General features: G+C 64.0%; 15 protein-coding genes and 4 tRNA genes. 4 read left to right on the top strand and 15 right to left on the bottom strand.

Translation table 11 applies throughout. The annotated features are described in order from the left end of the window. Positions 1-7: 7 nt before the first annotated feature. The 12 genes from AC1DR1_RS08450 to AC1DR1_RS08395 all read right to left on the bottom strand — a co-directional run bounded on the left by AC1DR1_RS08450 (position 8) and on the right by AC1DR1_RS08395 (position 8,409). Entirely contained in the window at positions 8-1,291 is a 1,284-nt protein-coding gene (locus tag AC1DR1_RS08450; protein ID WP_229993466.1) for an ABC transporter substrate-binding protein, read from the bottom strand. A 149-nt stretch (positions 1,292-1,440) separates the two neighbouring features. Then, a complete protein-coding gene (locus AC1DR1_RS08445) occupies positions 1,441-2,052 on the bottom strand; it encodes a hypothetical protein (RefSeq protein ID WP_476992437.1) in 612 nt (203 codons plus the stop codon). Continuing rightward, entirely contained in the window at positions 2,049-2,708 is a 660-nt protein-coding gene (locus tag AC1DR1_RS08440; RefSeq protein WP_476966082.1) for a hypothetical protein, read from the bottom strand. Before AC1DR1_RS08440 ends, AC1DR1_RS08445 begins: the two co-directional genes overlap by 4 nt. Next, the gene (locus AC1DR1_RS08435; protein WP_229993464.1) at positions 2,705-3,088 is read right to left on the bottom strand and encodes a hypothetical protein; all 384 of its coding nucleotides are present in this window, start codon (positions 3,086-3,088) and stop codon (positions 2,705-2,707) included. The genes AC1DR1_RS08440 and AC1DR1_RS08435 overlap by 4 nt, the downstream gene beginning before the upstream one ends. Then, positions 3,085-3,276: a hypothetical protein gene (locus AC1DR1_RS08430; protein WP_229993463.1), complete on the bottom strand. Its 192-nt coding sequence runs from the start codon at positions 3,274-3,276 to the stop codon at positions 3,085-3,087. Before AC1DR1_RS08430 ends, AC1DR1_RS08435 begins: the two co-directional genes overlap by 4 nt. After that, a complete protein-coding gene (locus tag AC1DR1_RS08425; protein ID WP_476966081.1) occupies positions 3,273-3,785 on the bottom strand; it encodes an Asp23/Gls24 family envelope stress response protein in 513 nt (170 codons plus the stop codon). The genes AC1DR1_RS08430 and AC1DR1_RS08425 overlap by 4 nt, the downstream gene beginning before the upstream one ends. Before the next feature lie 203 nt (positions 3,786-3,988). Continuing rightward, complete coding sequence (locus AC1DR1_RS08420) at positions 3,989-4,447, bottom strand: hypothetical protein (RefSeq protein ID WP_229993461.1); 459 nt, start codon at positions 4,445-4,447, stop codon at positions 3,989-3,991. A 271-nt stretch (positions 4,448-4,718) separates the two neighbouring features. Next, a tRNA-Phe gene (locus tag AC1DR1_RS08415) sits at positions 4,719-4,807 on the bottom strand. Positions 4,808-4,852: 45 nt separating this feature from the next. Continuing rightward, positions 4,853-5,092: a tyrosine-type recombinase/integrase gene (locus AC1DR1_RS08410; protein WP_476966080.1), complete on the bottom strand. Its 240-nt coding sequence runs from the start codon at positions 5,090-5,092 to the stop codon at positions 4,853-4,855. A gap of 184 nt (positions 5,093-5,276) precedes the next feature. Next, a complete protein-coding gene (locus AC1DR1_RS08405; protein WP_229993460.1) occupies positions 5,277-6,785 on the bottom strand; it encodes a tripartite tricarboxylate transporter permease in 1,509 nt (502 codons plus the stop codon). Then, positions 6,785-7,432 carry a tripartite tricarboxylate transporter TctB family protein gene (locus AC1DR1_RS08400; protein ID WP_476966079.1) on the bottom strand — a complete coding sequence of 216 codons (648 nt, stop codon included), beginning with the start codon at positions 7,430-7,432 and terminating at the stop codon, positions 6,785-6,787. Before AC1DR1_RS08400 ends, AC1DR1_RS08405 begins: the two co-directional genes overlap by 1 nt. Continuing rightward, a complete protein-coding gene (locus tag AC1DR1_RS08395) occupies positions 7,429-8,409 on the bottom strand; it encodes a Bug family tripartite tricarboxylate transporter substrate binding protein (RefSeq protein WP_229993458.1) in 981 nt (326 codons plus the stop codon). Before AC1DR1_RS08395 ends, AC1DR1_RS08400 begins: the two co-directional genes overlap by 4 nt. Positions 8,410-8,649: 240 nt before the next feature. On the opposite strand from AC1DR1_RS08395, the gene tcuA reads away from it, so the two are divergent. The 3 genes from tcuA to AC1DR1_RS08380 all read left to right on the top strand — a co-directional run bounded on the left by tcuA (position 8,650) and on the right by AC1DR1_RS08380 (position 11,509). Beyond that, positions 8,650-10,143 (top strand): FAD-dependent tricarballylate dehydrogenase TcuA, encoded by a 1,494-nt coding sequence (gene tcuA, locus AC1DR1_RS08390; protein ID WP_476992436.1) that lies wholly within the window; start codon positions 8,650-8,652, stop codon positions 10,141-10,143. 58 nt (positions 10,144-10,201) lie between these two features. Next, positions 10,202-10,885: a GntR family transcriptional regulator gene (locus AC1DR1_RS08385; protein WP_229993456.1), complete on the top strand. Its 684-nt coding sequence runs from the start codon at positions 10,202-10,204 to the stop codon at positions 10,883-10,885. Positions 10,886-11,176: 291 nt separating this feature from the next. Continuing rightward, positions 11,177-11,509, top strand: coding sequence for a hypothetical protein (locus AC1DR1_RS08380; RefSeq protein WP_229993455.1), 333 nt, complete (start codon positions 11,177-11,179; stop codon positions 11,507-11,509). Between the two features lie 247 nt (positions 11,510-11,756). On the opposite strand, the gene AC1DR1_RS08375 is transcribed toward AC1DR1_RS08380, so the two are convergent. From AC1DR1_RS08375 to AC1DR1_RS08365, 3 genes are all read right to left on the bottom strand, one after another. After that, positions 11,757-11,832 (bottom strand) — tRNA-Phe (locus tag AC1DR1_RS08375). Positions 11,833-11,880: 48 nt separating this feature from the next. Then, a tRNA-Asp gene (locus AC1DR1_RS08370) sits at positions 11,881-11,954 on the bottom strand. 115 nt (positions 11,955-12,069) lie between these two features. Continuing rightward, positions 12,070-12,142 (bottom strand) — tRNA-Glu (locus AC1DR1_RS08365). A 178-nt stretch (positions 12,143-12,320) separates the two neighbouring features. Here AC1DR1_RS08365 and AC1DR1_RS08360 point away from each other — a divergent pair. Then, on the top strand, positions 12,321-13,340 hold the full coding sequence (locus tag AC1DR1_RS08360) for a PHP domain-containing protein (protein WP_476992435.1): 1,020 nt from the start codon (positions 12,321-12,323) through the stop codon (positions 13,338-13,340). Positions 13,341-13,350 lie beyond the last annotated feature (10 nt).

The raw sequence follows: 13,350 nt of genomic DNA, 5'->3' as shown, positions 1-13,350 counted from the left end.
GATGGACCTACTGTCCCGCGCTAGCGGACTCGATGGACTTCTGCATGTCAGACAGGGCCGCGTCTACGGTCTTCTCGCCCTTGATGGCCGAGTACGCGTTTTCCTGGATGGCCTTGGTGACGGCCGGGTAGAACGGGGTGACGGGACGCGGCACGGCGTTCTCGATCGAGGTCTTCAGCACCGGCAGGTACGGCAGCTTGGCGACGAGCTCCTGGTCATCGTAGAGCTTGCCGAGCACCGGGGCGAGCGAACCCTGGGTGGCGAAGAACTTCTGGGTTTCTTCCGTGGTGAGGAACTTCAGGAAGTCCACTGCGGTGGCCTTGTTCTTCGAGTAGACGCTGATCGCGGCGCTGTGGCCGCCCAGGGACGAGGCGCCCGGGCCTTCCTTGCCGGGGAGGGCGGTCATGCCCAGGACGTCCTTGACCTTGGAGGATCCTTCGGTGGTGGCCAGGTTGTAGACGTAGGGCCAGTTGCGCAGGAACAGCAGCTTGCCGTCCTGGAACGCCTGGCGGCTTTCCTCTTCCTGGAAGGTGATGGCTTCCTTCGGGATCTCGCCATCTGCGTAGGCCTTGGTCAGGTTGGCCATGCCAGCCTTTGCTTCCGCGGTGAGCAGGTTGGGCTTGCCATTCTCGTCCAGCACGGCTCCGCCGGCGGAGTTAATCGCCTCGGAGGCGTTGACGGTCAGTCCCTCGTACTTCTTGAACTGGCCGGAGTAGCAGCCGATGTTGTTGGTCTTGGCGATGGAGCACATGCCCATCATCTCGTCCCAGGTTTTCGGGGGCGTGGGGACCAGGTCCTTGCGGTAGTACAGGATGCCGCCGTCGGAAGATTCCGGTGCCGCGTACAGCGTGCCTTTGTAGGAGGCGGCCTCGACGGTCGGCTTCAGCATGGCCGAGGTATCCAGCGCCATCTTGTCCTTGAGCGGCTGCAGCCAGCCCTTGGCGGCAAATTCGGCGGTCCAGACGACGTCGACGCTCGCAACGTCGTAGCCGGGGTCCTTGGCCTGGAAGTGCTGGACGAGGTCGTCGTGCTGCTGGTCCGCCTGGTCGGTCTGCTCCTTGAAGGTGACCTTCTCGTTCGGGTGGGCAGCGTTCCACTTCTCGATCAACGGGCGGACCACGTTGCTGTTGTCCTTGCCCTGGACGTAAGTGATGGGGCCGCGTCCATCCAGGCCCTGCGAGGCGGCGTCGCTGCCGCTGGTAGTGCCGCCACCTCCGCCGCCACACGCCGAAAGGGTGATGGCCAAAATGCCTGCCGTGGCGGCGGGAAGTAGGAAATTGCGGGTTTTCATACTGGAGTGCTCCTCGCTGAGTACCGGTGAAAAACGGCCGTACTGATGGTGTGCCGACCATCACAGTAATCAACACGTCATGCAGAATGCAAGCGTTTACATGAAACCTTTATGCAAAGGAGATTCCGTGGCCCCGTCGGGGAGCCGCCTCAGCGGACCCGCTCGGCACGGCCAAACCGCGACCGTGCCCCGGATCCGATGTGGATCWGGACGGGGGTGCGCTTGCCGATCACGGCGTCGAGCGCCTCTACCAATGAAGAAACCTCGGAGGCAAGCGCCTGCGGGGCGACGCCCTGTCGGGGCTCCACCCGGATCTTGAGGGCCGGCTCCCCCTTGATCTCGTAGGCGGTTACCGAGACTCCGGTCAGGTCGGGCCGATCCGCAAGGGCCGCGCGGATCGTCTGCTCCGCCACGCCGCCGCCGATTCCGACGTTGCCCGGCACGTCGCCCGGGTCCTCCTCGGCCACGATCAGGCTGGTCCGGCCCTTGCCCTGCTGGGCAATCCAGGCGACCATCAGGCCAAGCACCACCACCAGCACAAAGCAGATGACGAGCCACAGCCAGCTCTCCTGGCGGCGGGGGAACTGCGTCCGTTCGAACAAATCGAGCCAGAAGTTCAGGACGCCGCCCGCCCAGTCATGCCACCACACGCCGACGGCGGGGACGCTCGCCAGCAGCACCACAAGCACGCCAATGGCTAGAAGCTTGATGCCAAGGATGCCGATCAGGATGCGGTTCAGGACCCTGGGAGTGTTGTTCATGCCCCCACCACCCCTGCCGTGGAGACCTGGATCCGCACTTCCGGCATGGGCCAGGGGCCCATTTCCTGCAGCTCACGCCGCACAGCGTCCAGGACGGCGTCCGGGCGCAGCGGCACACCGGAGGTCGGCCGGACGTTGACCATGACCCGGTTCCGCGACACGACCACCATCACCTGTTCCTGAGTCACGTTGGCGGCCAGCCGGGCTCGGCGCGCCAGGGCCGCGGCGATCACCTCATCGTCAACCACGACGGCGGCCCGGCGGTCCGGGAGCAGGTGGCGCGCCCGCCGTCCGGGCAGCACGGCGTTGAGGAAGAAAAACAATCCGGCTATGGCGATCACGACGCCTATGACGAGCAGTAGAAGCGGGCCGATTCCGGCCGGGAGCGCGACCACCCGCTCGGCCGCGGTCTGCGGATCCACGAGCCACGGCGGCTGCCCGACCGCACGGACCGCAGTTTCAAGCAGCGCGTAACCGCACACCGCCATGACCAGGGCGGCGGCCAGCACGGAGACGACGGCCCGCGATGAGTGCGTCTCCCGTTTCAGAATCCGGTCCATGCCCGCGGCACCGGAGCCCAGGGGTTCGCTCCCCGCCACCGCATCTGCGTCGTGCGGGCCGGAGCCGATACCGGTGTTCTGGGTGTCCTGGCTCAACGCACCCGACCTCCCCCGCGCACGGTGGCCCCGCTGATGCGGATGTCCACCCGGCTCAGCTGCGCGCCGGTCAGTTCGGTCACGCGTCGCAGGATCTGGGCTTTGGCGGCGACGGCACGCTCCCAGATGGAACCGCCGAAGCCGGCGACGCGGCCGGGATCCCGGAGAACCACCCTGAGATTCGGGACCGCGACGGGCATGACGAGCGAGAGCGCGAGCAGCCCGTCATCGTCCGACCACTCGGCGCGCACATCGTGCGCCGGCACACCGAGGGCCTCACCCGCGGCGGCCCTCGCCACACTCGTCAGGGCCTGTGTGCTGATGCGGTTATGCCCGGCCATTGCGGCGCCGCGGATCGGCGTTTCAGCCGTCATGTTCATGAGGAGGAACGCCGGCCCGTGAGGGCGTCAAACACGCTGCGCAGGTCCAGCTTCCCGTCTGCGGCCCGGCCCAGGAGAGCGCCGATGCCCATGAAGAACAGGGCACCGAGGAAGCCCCAGACGCCGAACTGGAAGGACATGAAAGCCACAAAGGCCCCCATGGCGATTCCCACTACCGTCAGACTCATTGGATTGCCTCCCTGACCGGACGGGCCTCGGCGGACGGGGCCGGTTTGGCCGGGCCGGGCACATAAACGTCATTGATCTCGATATTTACCTCGATCACCTCGAGCCCCACCAGTTCCTCGACGGCGGAGTAGACGGCGGTGCGGATCTGGTCCGCGAGGGCATGCAAGGGGGTACCATACACCGCGACGAGATCGATGTCCACGGCCACCTGGGTTTCGCCGACTTCCACGCGGACGCCCGCTGCGTGATCGGCGCTGCCGACGGCGTCGCGGATCGCCCCCAGGGCGCGTGACGGCCCTGATCCCAACGAGTAGACCCCTGGTACCGATCGGGCGGCGATGCCCGCGACCTTGGCGATTGCGGCTTCCGATATAACCGTGCGGCCGGTGCCCGCCGGCACGGACAGACCTGCACCGGGCAGCCCGGCAACGGGACCCGAAACGGGCTGACCGGCAACGGGCTGACCGGCCGCGGGACCGGCAACGGGTTGAGAATTCTGGTATTCCATAACGCACTCCCCCTTCTCTTTGACACAACCCTAGTCCCTGCCTTGGGCCGCGCGGGGGAATCTTGCCGCGCCCGTTCCCACGGCCGGCGCAGGTGCGGGCCGTGGGAACCGGCGAAGTGCATCGCGGAGCAGGACTGGCGTCCGCTTGTCAGCTGCGGGACGTCAGCCGGGAGTCGATGCGGGCGGTGGCCTGATCTGACTCCCTACTTGCAGTTGGTGGCGATCCAGGTTGTTACGGGTGCCATGGCGGCCTGGAGCTTGCCGCTGGAGAAGACGGTCTGGTCGGTGACGCCCGCGACGGCCACTTCCTTGAGGTTGGCGAAATCGGCCTTCAGGCTGTCAGGAACGCGCTCGGCCGTCTCGGCCAGGTCGGCTTTGAACTGTTCCAGCTCCGCCGTCTTGCCTTGGGCGGCCGAGAGGGGAAGGAGCGTGGCGCCGGTGGCCTGCTCCGAGATCTTGGTGCAGGCCTCGCCGGCGCTGGCGAAACCGCCGAACGGCCCGGAGGTCTTGCTGGGGCTCGGCGTGCCTGAGGCTGAAGCAGTGGACGGGCCCGCGGCGGACGACGGCGCGCTGCCGGCCTGGGGTGCCGAGCAGCCGGCGAGGGCGAGGGCTGCGAGGAGGGTGGCGGCGGTGAGAGGACGGGCAATATTCTTCGAAATCACGTTGCAGAATCACTTTTCGGTTGAGATTGCGCCGCCTGCCCGGACCGGGCTTCCGACGGCCTTGGTGTTCTTTCCCCAGCGTGCGAGTCTAGTCCGGCCAGCGGCCCGGCCCCCAACCGGTCGCCGCCGTCGGCCCCCGTCGATGCGGCCGTCCGTCTCCCTGTCGATTGCTCCGTAACTGCCCTTTTGACCCTTCAGAAGGGCCGTTACGGAGCGATCGATGGTGTTAAAGAAGAAAAGCACCAGTTCTCAATGAACTGATGCTTCCCAGTGGTGGCTCCGACCGGCGTCGATCCGGTGACCTTTCGATTTTCAGTCGAACGCTGAATGGGCTTACATCCCAACGACAGCAAGGACGCCTCTCTGGCTACCAGAGGTTTACCAGAGGAGGGCTCTCGGTCTTCGTCATTTGGTCAGCGAATCCAGCCCGGCCGCAGCCTTGAAGAAGTCGTCATCGAACAGTGCGCCGTAGGTGTTGATCGTCGTCGTACCGTCCTTGTGACCGGCAATACGCTGCACATGCTTGACGTTCTTGGTCACGGACAGATACAGGCTGACGGCGGTGTGCCTCAGGTCATGGAACACCGGCGGCCGGAAGTCCATGTCCCCAAATTCGAGCACGATACCGGCGGACCGAAGCAGCAAATCGCGCCTGGTGGTTTGTAGCGGAAACGGTCGTATTTGAAGCGGCCGGAACCCGGTTTACTTGAACTGAGGACAGATGGTCGGCTTGCGGTTTTGTCAGTCCGGAAAGATGACAGGCCCCTGGCTTCTCGATTGTCCGTGCGGGCAATCGAGAGGCCAGGGGCCTCGTTTGCGGCTCAGGTGACTAGACCTTCCGGCTGGCCCGGTGGCGGAGGTGCTGGACGGCGCTGAGAGCGAGGGCGGCGGCCAGGACCAGGTAGAGAGTGATGGTGATGGGGCTGTCGATCAGGATGCCCAGGTTGCCCTCGGAGACTGCCAGTGCACGGCGGAGTTCAGTCTCGGCCATCGGGCCGAGGATCACTGCGATCAGAACGGGTGCCAGCGGGATGTTGTAGCGGCGCATCAGGAATCCGACGAGCCCTATGGCGATCAGTAGCCACAGATCAAGCACTGCGGAGCTCACCGCGTATACGCCGAGCATGGAGAAGACGGTGATGCCGGCGTAGAGGTAGTGCTTGGGGATGCTGAGCAGCTTTGCCCAGACGGAGGCGAACGGGATGTTGATCATCACGAGGATGACCAGGCCGATGAACAGTGAGGCCAGCAGGGCCCAGACCAGGTCACCGCTTCGTTCGAAGAGCAGCGGGCCTGGCTGCATGCCGTATTGCTGGAATGCTGCAAGCATGATCGCGGCCGTGGCCGACGTTGGCAACCCCAGTGCGAGCAGGGCGCCCATGGCGGTGCCGGCCGTTGCGTTGGCTGCGGCTTCCGGGGCTGCGAGGCCGTGGATAGAGCCGGTGGTGCCGAAATCCGGATCGTTCCGGCGCTTGGCCAGTTGTTTTTCGGTTCCGTAGGCCAGGAATGTGGGGACTTCTGCGCCGCCGGCGGGGATCAGCCCGAAGGGGGCGCCGAAGGCGGTGCCGCGCAGCCAGGCCGGGAGGGCCTTTTTGAAGTCTGCGAGGTTCAGCCTCGCCCGGCCCTTGGTTTCGATTCGCGTGGCGATCGGGTCGCGGTGGATGCGGGATGCGATGTGGAAGACCTCGCCGAGAGCCAGGAGCCCGACGGTGATGACGATGACGGAGATTCCGTCGAAGAGCTGGGGCATGCCCAGGGTGAAGCGGGCGGTGCCGCTGGGGCCATCAATGCCGACCAGCGCCAGGGCGAGGCCGATTCCGAGGGCTGCGATGCCGCGGATCACGGATTCGGACACGACGGCGGAGATGGCGAGGAAGGCGAACACTGCCAGGGCAAAGTACTCGGCCGGGCCGAAGACCGTGGCCATTTTGACCAGTGTGGGGGCGAAGAAGACCACCAGGGTGGTGGCGATTAGGCCGCCGATGAAGGCTCCGATGGCGCAGGTGGCAAGCGCTTTGGCCGCCTGTCCGCTTTTGGCCATCCGGTGTCCCTCGAACGTGGACGCGATGGCCGAGGAGTGGCCGGGGGTGTTGAGCAGGATTCCTGAGGTGGAGTCGCCGAAGAGGCCGCCGAAGTAGATGCCGGCGAACATGATGAATGCCGCGGTCGGTTCCAGTGAAAAAGTCACCGGGAGCAGCAGCGCCACGGCCATGGCGGAGCCGAGCCCCGGCAGGACGCCGACGGCGGTGCCGAGGAGTGCGCCGATTAGCACCCAGAGGAGGTTGATGGGGGTCAGGGCGCTGGCGAAGCCACCCATGAGGAGTTCGAGTTGTTCCATTAGAGGATCCCTCCTATGAAGCCGGAAGGCAGGCTGAGGCCCAGCCCGGCGCCGAAGGCCAGTTGAATGATTGAGGAGAAGAGCAGGCCCACGCCGATGTCGAAGAATCGTCGGTGGCTGCCGAGGGCGTAGGCAACAACCCAGAACAGCATCGTCGCGCTGATGATCCAGCCCAGCGGTTCCAGCAGCGCGACGAAGGCCACGACCCCGGCCAGCATCAGGCCGACCGTCCGCCAGTCCGAGTACGTCTTCCAGGTTTTGGCTGGGGTTTTGGATGGCGCATCGTCAAACGCTTCGGCTTCTTCCTTCCCCAGGTGACCGAGGTCGTGCAGCATGTCCGCCGAGAACTGTCCGTGTCCGGGGTGAATGGAATTGTCAGGGATCTGCGGTGAGCGGAGGATCTGGATGGCCAGCAGGGTCGCCACCAGATACAGCAGGATGCACACGATGATGGGGAAGAACTGCGGTCCGGGGGCCGATTTGCCCTGCACATGCATGGTCACGGTGCCGATGGTGAGGAGGATGGCCACTGCATAAAGCACGGCGACGACAACGAATTCGCTGCGGCCTGTCCCAAAGCGGCGCTTCGGTTTACCGTGCGGCTCCAGGGCGGATCCTGCTTCTGGCTGGTTCTGGGTGATGCTCATAGGCCGAGGTCCTTTACGATTTCTTGGGCCGTTGCAACTTCGTTGTTGATGAACTGTTCGAATTCTTCGCCCGTCGTGAAGGTGTCCGTCCAGTCGTTGCGCTTCAGCGCTTCCTGCCAGTGGTCGGTGCTGCGCATCTCGGTGACGATCTTGATGAACTCCGCTTTCGCCTCATCTGTGATGCCTGGCGCGGCCACAAATCCTCGCCAGTTGGACATCGCCGCGTCTACGCCCTGCTCCTTGAAGGTGGGAACGTCTACGCCTTCCAGCCGCTCTTCCGAAGAGATGGCCAGGGCGCGCAGTGTTCCGGCCTCGATCTGGTCGCTGACTTCGTTGTAGCCGGACATGCCGGCGGACGTGGTGTGGGACAGGAGCGAGGTCAGGGCCTCACCGCCGCCGGAGTAGGCGATGTAGTTCACTTCCTGAGGATCGATGCCGACCGTTTTGGCGACCATGGCGCTCAGAAGATGGTCGATCGAGCCCAGGGATCCGCCGCCGATTGAGGTTCCGCCGGGGTTTTGCTTCCATGCGGCCAGGAAATCGTCGAGGGTCTTGAACTCAGAGTCAGCCGGGACCACCAGCGCCGCGTAGTCATCGGCCAGCCGGGCGATGGGAACAACGTCAGCCATGGACTCCGGGTTGTCTCCGAGTTCGATGGCCCCCACCATCACACCACCGGTCGCCAGGAGGGCGTCTTCGCGCCCGGGCATCTGGACAAACTGGCTCAGGCCGATGGTCCCGCCGGCTCCGGGCACGTTGACCACCTGAGCGTTATTGACCACGCCGCCGCTCTTGAGCGCCTGCTGCCCTTCACGGGCAAATCCGTCCCAGCCGCCACCAGGTGCTGCCGGGGCGATTAGGGTGAGCTTGTTCCGGGCCGTGCTCGTTCCACCGGCCGTGCCGGCATTGATGAACGCCAGCGTGGCCACGACGGCCACGACCAGGCCGAACACGGCATTGCGTAGGGGATTTTTCATGGTTCTCGTTCCGTAACGACGTTGTTGGGCGGTGCGAAAGTACTCTGCTGGGGCCTTGGCCTCAGCCGCATCCCGGTGATCCACGACTCTCAGAGCACTCAGGGATACTGTTGTACACAATGAAATACAGTTATACCTGTGATGGCAGTCACGGGCAAGTTTTGATCTGCAATATCGATCTTGCGCCATATGCATACGTTTGTATACAGTTGGATTCATCAACCAGTGAAAGGACAGCCAATGTCGATCGGTAATGGAGCCGGACCGCGGATTACGGACAGCGTTGACGTGATTGTGGTGGGCGGCGGGAACGCCGGTTTTACGGCGGCGCACGCTGCAGCGGAGCGCGGGCGGCGCGTTGTACTGCTGGAAAAAGGCGAAAAGGACATGGCAGGCGGCAACAGCTTCTACACCGCCGGCGCCACCCGGATAGTGCATAACGGTCTGGATGATTTGCAGGGCCTGGTGGAACCGGATGAGCGGCACGGCCGCACTGTTGTTCCTCCCTACAGCGCTGAAGAATATGCAGCGGACCTGGAAAAGGTCACGGAGGGCCGGAACGATCCCGCACTGACGGAGGTTCTTATCGCGGAGAGCCAGTCCACTCTGCGGTGGCTCAACAGCCTGGGTCTGAAGTACCGCCTGATGTACGAGCGTCAGGCCTATGAGCGCGCCGACGGGTCCTACCATTTCTGGGGCGGCTTGCATGTGGGGAACGTGGGCGGCGGTGAGGGCCTGATCGAGGACCACACCAGGCTTGCCGCAGAGCTCGGCATCGATGTCCGCTACGGCCACGCGGCACAAAGCCTCGTCGTCGAAAACGGCCGCGTTGCCGGCGTCGTAGTCAAAACCGCCGAAGGCGAACTGCGCCTGACGGCAGAGTCCGTCATCCTCACCGCCGGCGGCTTCGAGTCCGACCCCCAGTGGCGCCAGGAGCACTTGGGCGAAGGCTGGGAAAACGCCAAGGTCCGCGGAACCCCGTACAACACCGGTGACATGATTGCCGCGGCCCTGGCGATCGGCGCGACCAAGGGCGGCGACTGGGGCACCTGCCACAGTGTCCAGTGGGATGCCTTCACGGCCACCAACGAGAGCAACCGCGAGCTCACCAACCGGCTGACCCGGCAGAGCTACCCGTTTGGCATCATCGTAAACACCGACGGCAAACGATTCCTGGACGAAGGCGCGGACTTCAGGAACTACACCTACGCCAAATACGGCAAGGAAATCCTCAAGCAGCCCGGATCAGTGGCCTACCAGATCTTCGACGCAACCCTGCGACCGATGCTGCGCAGCGAGGAATACGACATGCCCAGCATCTCCGTCGAGATCGCGGACACCATCGAGGACTTGGCCGCCAAAATCGGCCTGAACCCAGAGAGCCTGTCCAAGACCATCACGGACTTCAACAACTCGATCGACCGCTCCGTCCCGTTCGACCCCACCATCAAGGACGGCCGGAAGGCCACCACCCAACCGGTCAAAAGCAACTGGGCCGCCCCCATCGAAACCGGACCGTTCTACGCCTACGGCGTCACGTGCGGGATTACGTTCACGTTCGGTGGCATCAAGTCCGACACCCACGGCCGCGTCCTGGACGCAGACGGAAAGCACATCGACGGCCTCTTCGTGGCCGGCGAAATGCTCGGTGGACTCTTCAGCACCAACTACCCCGGCGGCACCGGACTTGCTGCAGGCTGCGTCTTCGGACGGCGCGCAGGCGTTCTGGCGTAAAGTTCCTTTCGAACAAGCACTCTGCGATGACCACTCCAACGCCTCAAGGACCAGCCACGTGACGGACACAGCAACTCCACGTATTGATGGAGAGAGCATCTTCCAGACCCTGCGCAGCGAAATCCTGTCCGGAGTCCATCAGCCTGGCACCGCCGTTCGGGAAACATCGCTTGCCACGCGTTTCGGCGTCTCCCGGACACCTGTCCGGGAGGCGCTCTCGCGCCTGCAGCAGGAACGGCTCCTCGAGCGCGTGGCCAGGGGCCTCCAGGTTCCCCAAGTGGACCCCCAGCAGGTCATCCAAATCTATGACATGCGGATTCTCCTCGAAGAGGAGGCCGCGCGCCAGGCAGCCCGTGCCAGGCAGTTCCCCGACCTGATGCGGCTTGAGGCGTTGCTGCAGCGGGACCGGGAACTTCAAGAACCGGATGACCACACCAGGATCACCACCAACCTGGAGTTCCACGCCGCCGTGTGGAACTGTGCCCACAACCCGGTCCTCCAGGACCTGCTGGATAGGTTGTCAACTCACCTCATCCACGCACCGCGTTCCACACTCTCCACCGCTAACCGCTGGGAGGCGGCACTGGACGAGCACGAGGCCCTGATACACGCCATCGAGCAGCAGGACGCCGATGAAGCGGGAAAGATCGCCCGGCAACACATGGAAACAGCCCGTACCCTGCGCCTGCAGCTTCTTCGAGAGACAGCACTGCAACACCCACTGACCGGTTCCCGCCGCTAAAGCAAGCCACCGACACCTGCACGCGCCGGGCCGTCAAGCCCGCGCGACGCGTCTCGTCGAACGTTTAGCCCGCCAGACAGCGCGCAGAATCCGCGTCATCAGGGCCAGAGACTCCACCGACCGCCGGATCCAATTCCGGCATGCGTGAACCCTAATCCTGCATGCCACCGCAACAGGCAACCCGAAAGACGGGGCGGGATAGAGCCAACGCGAAGGAGGCAGGGTGGCTGGAATGCCACCCTGCCACCTCCAACTCACATCCGCCGCAACCGGCTACCCAAGGACAAGAGCTTGACAACCTACCCACACGCGCCCGGGCCAAAGCAGGAAACACCCCAAAAACCGGAACCCATCAGCAACTGGTACAAACTCTCACGATACGACTACGTGGAAATCTACCGTCAGGGCGAGATCATCGCACAAGGAAATATAGACATGCTTGCCCTCGACGGCAGCGTTCTGTGGCTTCACCAGGACGAAGGAAAAGGCCGACTCATGTTCCTGCAAGATGAAGGCCTGCGAGTCTACAAACGGCCGCATGCCGGCCATACCGCCAAACCCCCAGCGAAGAATCGCGTCCGAAACGATCTCGCCACTCTCTATAACTGCCAAACCGAGCTGTGAAAAAACCGCCATCCCCATCGAACAGTCACACCTGCCGCAGTAAACCAGCCCTGCAAAGGAGAAGTGGCGTCCGGCCCCCGGTTCTCACAAATAGTTCTCGAAACAGGTCGATGTACCAAGGGGATACCAGAGGTCCGTCCCAGAATTTGGCTGATTCCGGCTGACACAGGCTGAATCCTGGGCTTCACGCAGCAACGAAAAAACCCCGCCGCTCCCGTGTAAACACTGGGAACTGCGGGGTTCTAGCTGGTGGCTCCGACCGGCGTCGATCCGGTGACCTTTCGATTTTCAGTCGAACGCTCTACCAACTGAGCTACAGAGCCTAGGTGACATGTCACCTTGATGGCCGGAATTTCTTCCGGCAATCAGAGCGACCCTGACGGGACTTGAACCCGCGACCTCCGCCGTGACAGGGCGGCGCGCTAACCAACTGCGCTACAGGGCCTTGCTTGTTTATTGCTTGTACTGCATGTTTCTTGCTGTCTGCGGTATCGCTACCGCAAATTTTCAAGGCCTTTAGCCTACCAGACTTTTCCATCCGGTTTGACCAGTTCCTTGCGTACCCCCAACGGGATTCGAACCCGTGCCGCCGCCGTGAAAGGGCGGTGTCCTAGGCCGCTAGACGATGGGGGCCAGGACGCCATCCGGTTGAACTTATCGGGGCAAAAATTAAGGGCCGAAGCCTGTCGTTTTTGTCCTTTCGGGTTCCTCCGAACTGGACTATAAAACTATAAGGGCAGACCCCCCGATTATCCAAAATCGGCCCATCCGCCGGTGCAAGTTGGGCGCAAGGTGGGTGCAAGATGGACGGATGGATGCCGTTGATGCCCTCAATGAGATTGCGTTCTGGCTCGAACGCGAGCTCGCCCCCACCTTCAAGATTCAGGCGTTCCGAAAGGCAGCTGGGATTATCGGCGCCTTGGAGCCGGACGAGGTCGCAGCGCGGGCACGCAGCGGCAGGCTGAAGAGCATGAAGGGGATCGGGGACAGAACCTTCGAAGTCATCAGGCAGGCGGTCGACGGCGGCGTACCCGACTACCTTGAGGGCCTGCGGCAACGCGGGCAGCAGCCGCTCGCGACCGGCGGCGCAGAACTGAGCTCCGCCCTCCGGGGCGACCTGCACAGCCACAGCGACTGGTCCGACGGCGGGTCCCCGATCGGACTCATGGCTGACGCCGCCCGGACGTTGGGTCGGGAGTACCTCGCCCTGACGGACCACTCCCCTAGCCTCAAGATCGCCAACGGCCTGAGCGCGGAACGCCTTCGGGAGCAGCTCGACGTTGTTGCGGACATCAACGGGGACGGCGGGGACTTCAGCCTTCTGGCCGGGATCGAGGTGGACATCCTGGAGGACGGCACCCTGGACCAGTCCCCGGACCTGCTGGTCCAGCTGGACATCGTGGTGGCGAGCGTCCACTCAAAGCTCCGCTCCGACCGGCGCACCATGACCGAGAGGATGCTGGGCGCCATCAACGATCCGCACATGAACGTCCTCGGCCACTGCACCGGCCGGCTGTTGCAGGGATCGAGGGGAACCCGACCCCAGTCCGAATTCGACGCCGAGCGCGTGTTCGCGGCCTGCGCCGAGAATAACGTGGCCGTCGAAATCAATTCCCGTCCCGAACGGCAGGATCCGCCGGACGAGCTGATCCGACTGGCCCTGGACGCCGGCTGCCTTTTCAGTATCGACAGTGACGCCCACGCGCCGGGCCAGCTGGATTTCCTGCAGTACGGCGCCGAGCGCGCGGCCTCGAACGGCGTGCCCGCCGAGCGGATCGTCACCACCTGGCCGCTGGATCGGCTGCTGGAGTGGTCCGGGCGCGGAAAGTAGCGGCCGCACC

The sequence above is a fragment of the Arthrobacter sp. P4_F10 genome (assembly GCF_056401435.1).
The sequence above is the reverse complement of the archived record's forward strand: the minus strand, read 5'-3'. Positions and strand labels throughout refer to the sequence as shown.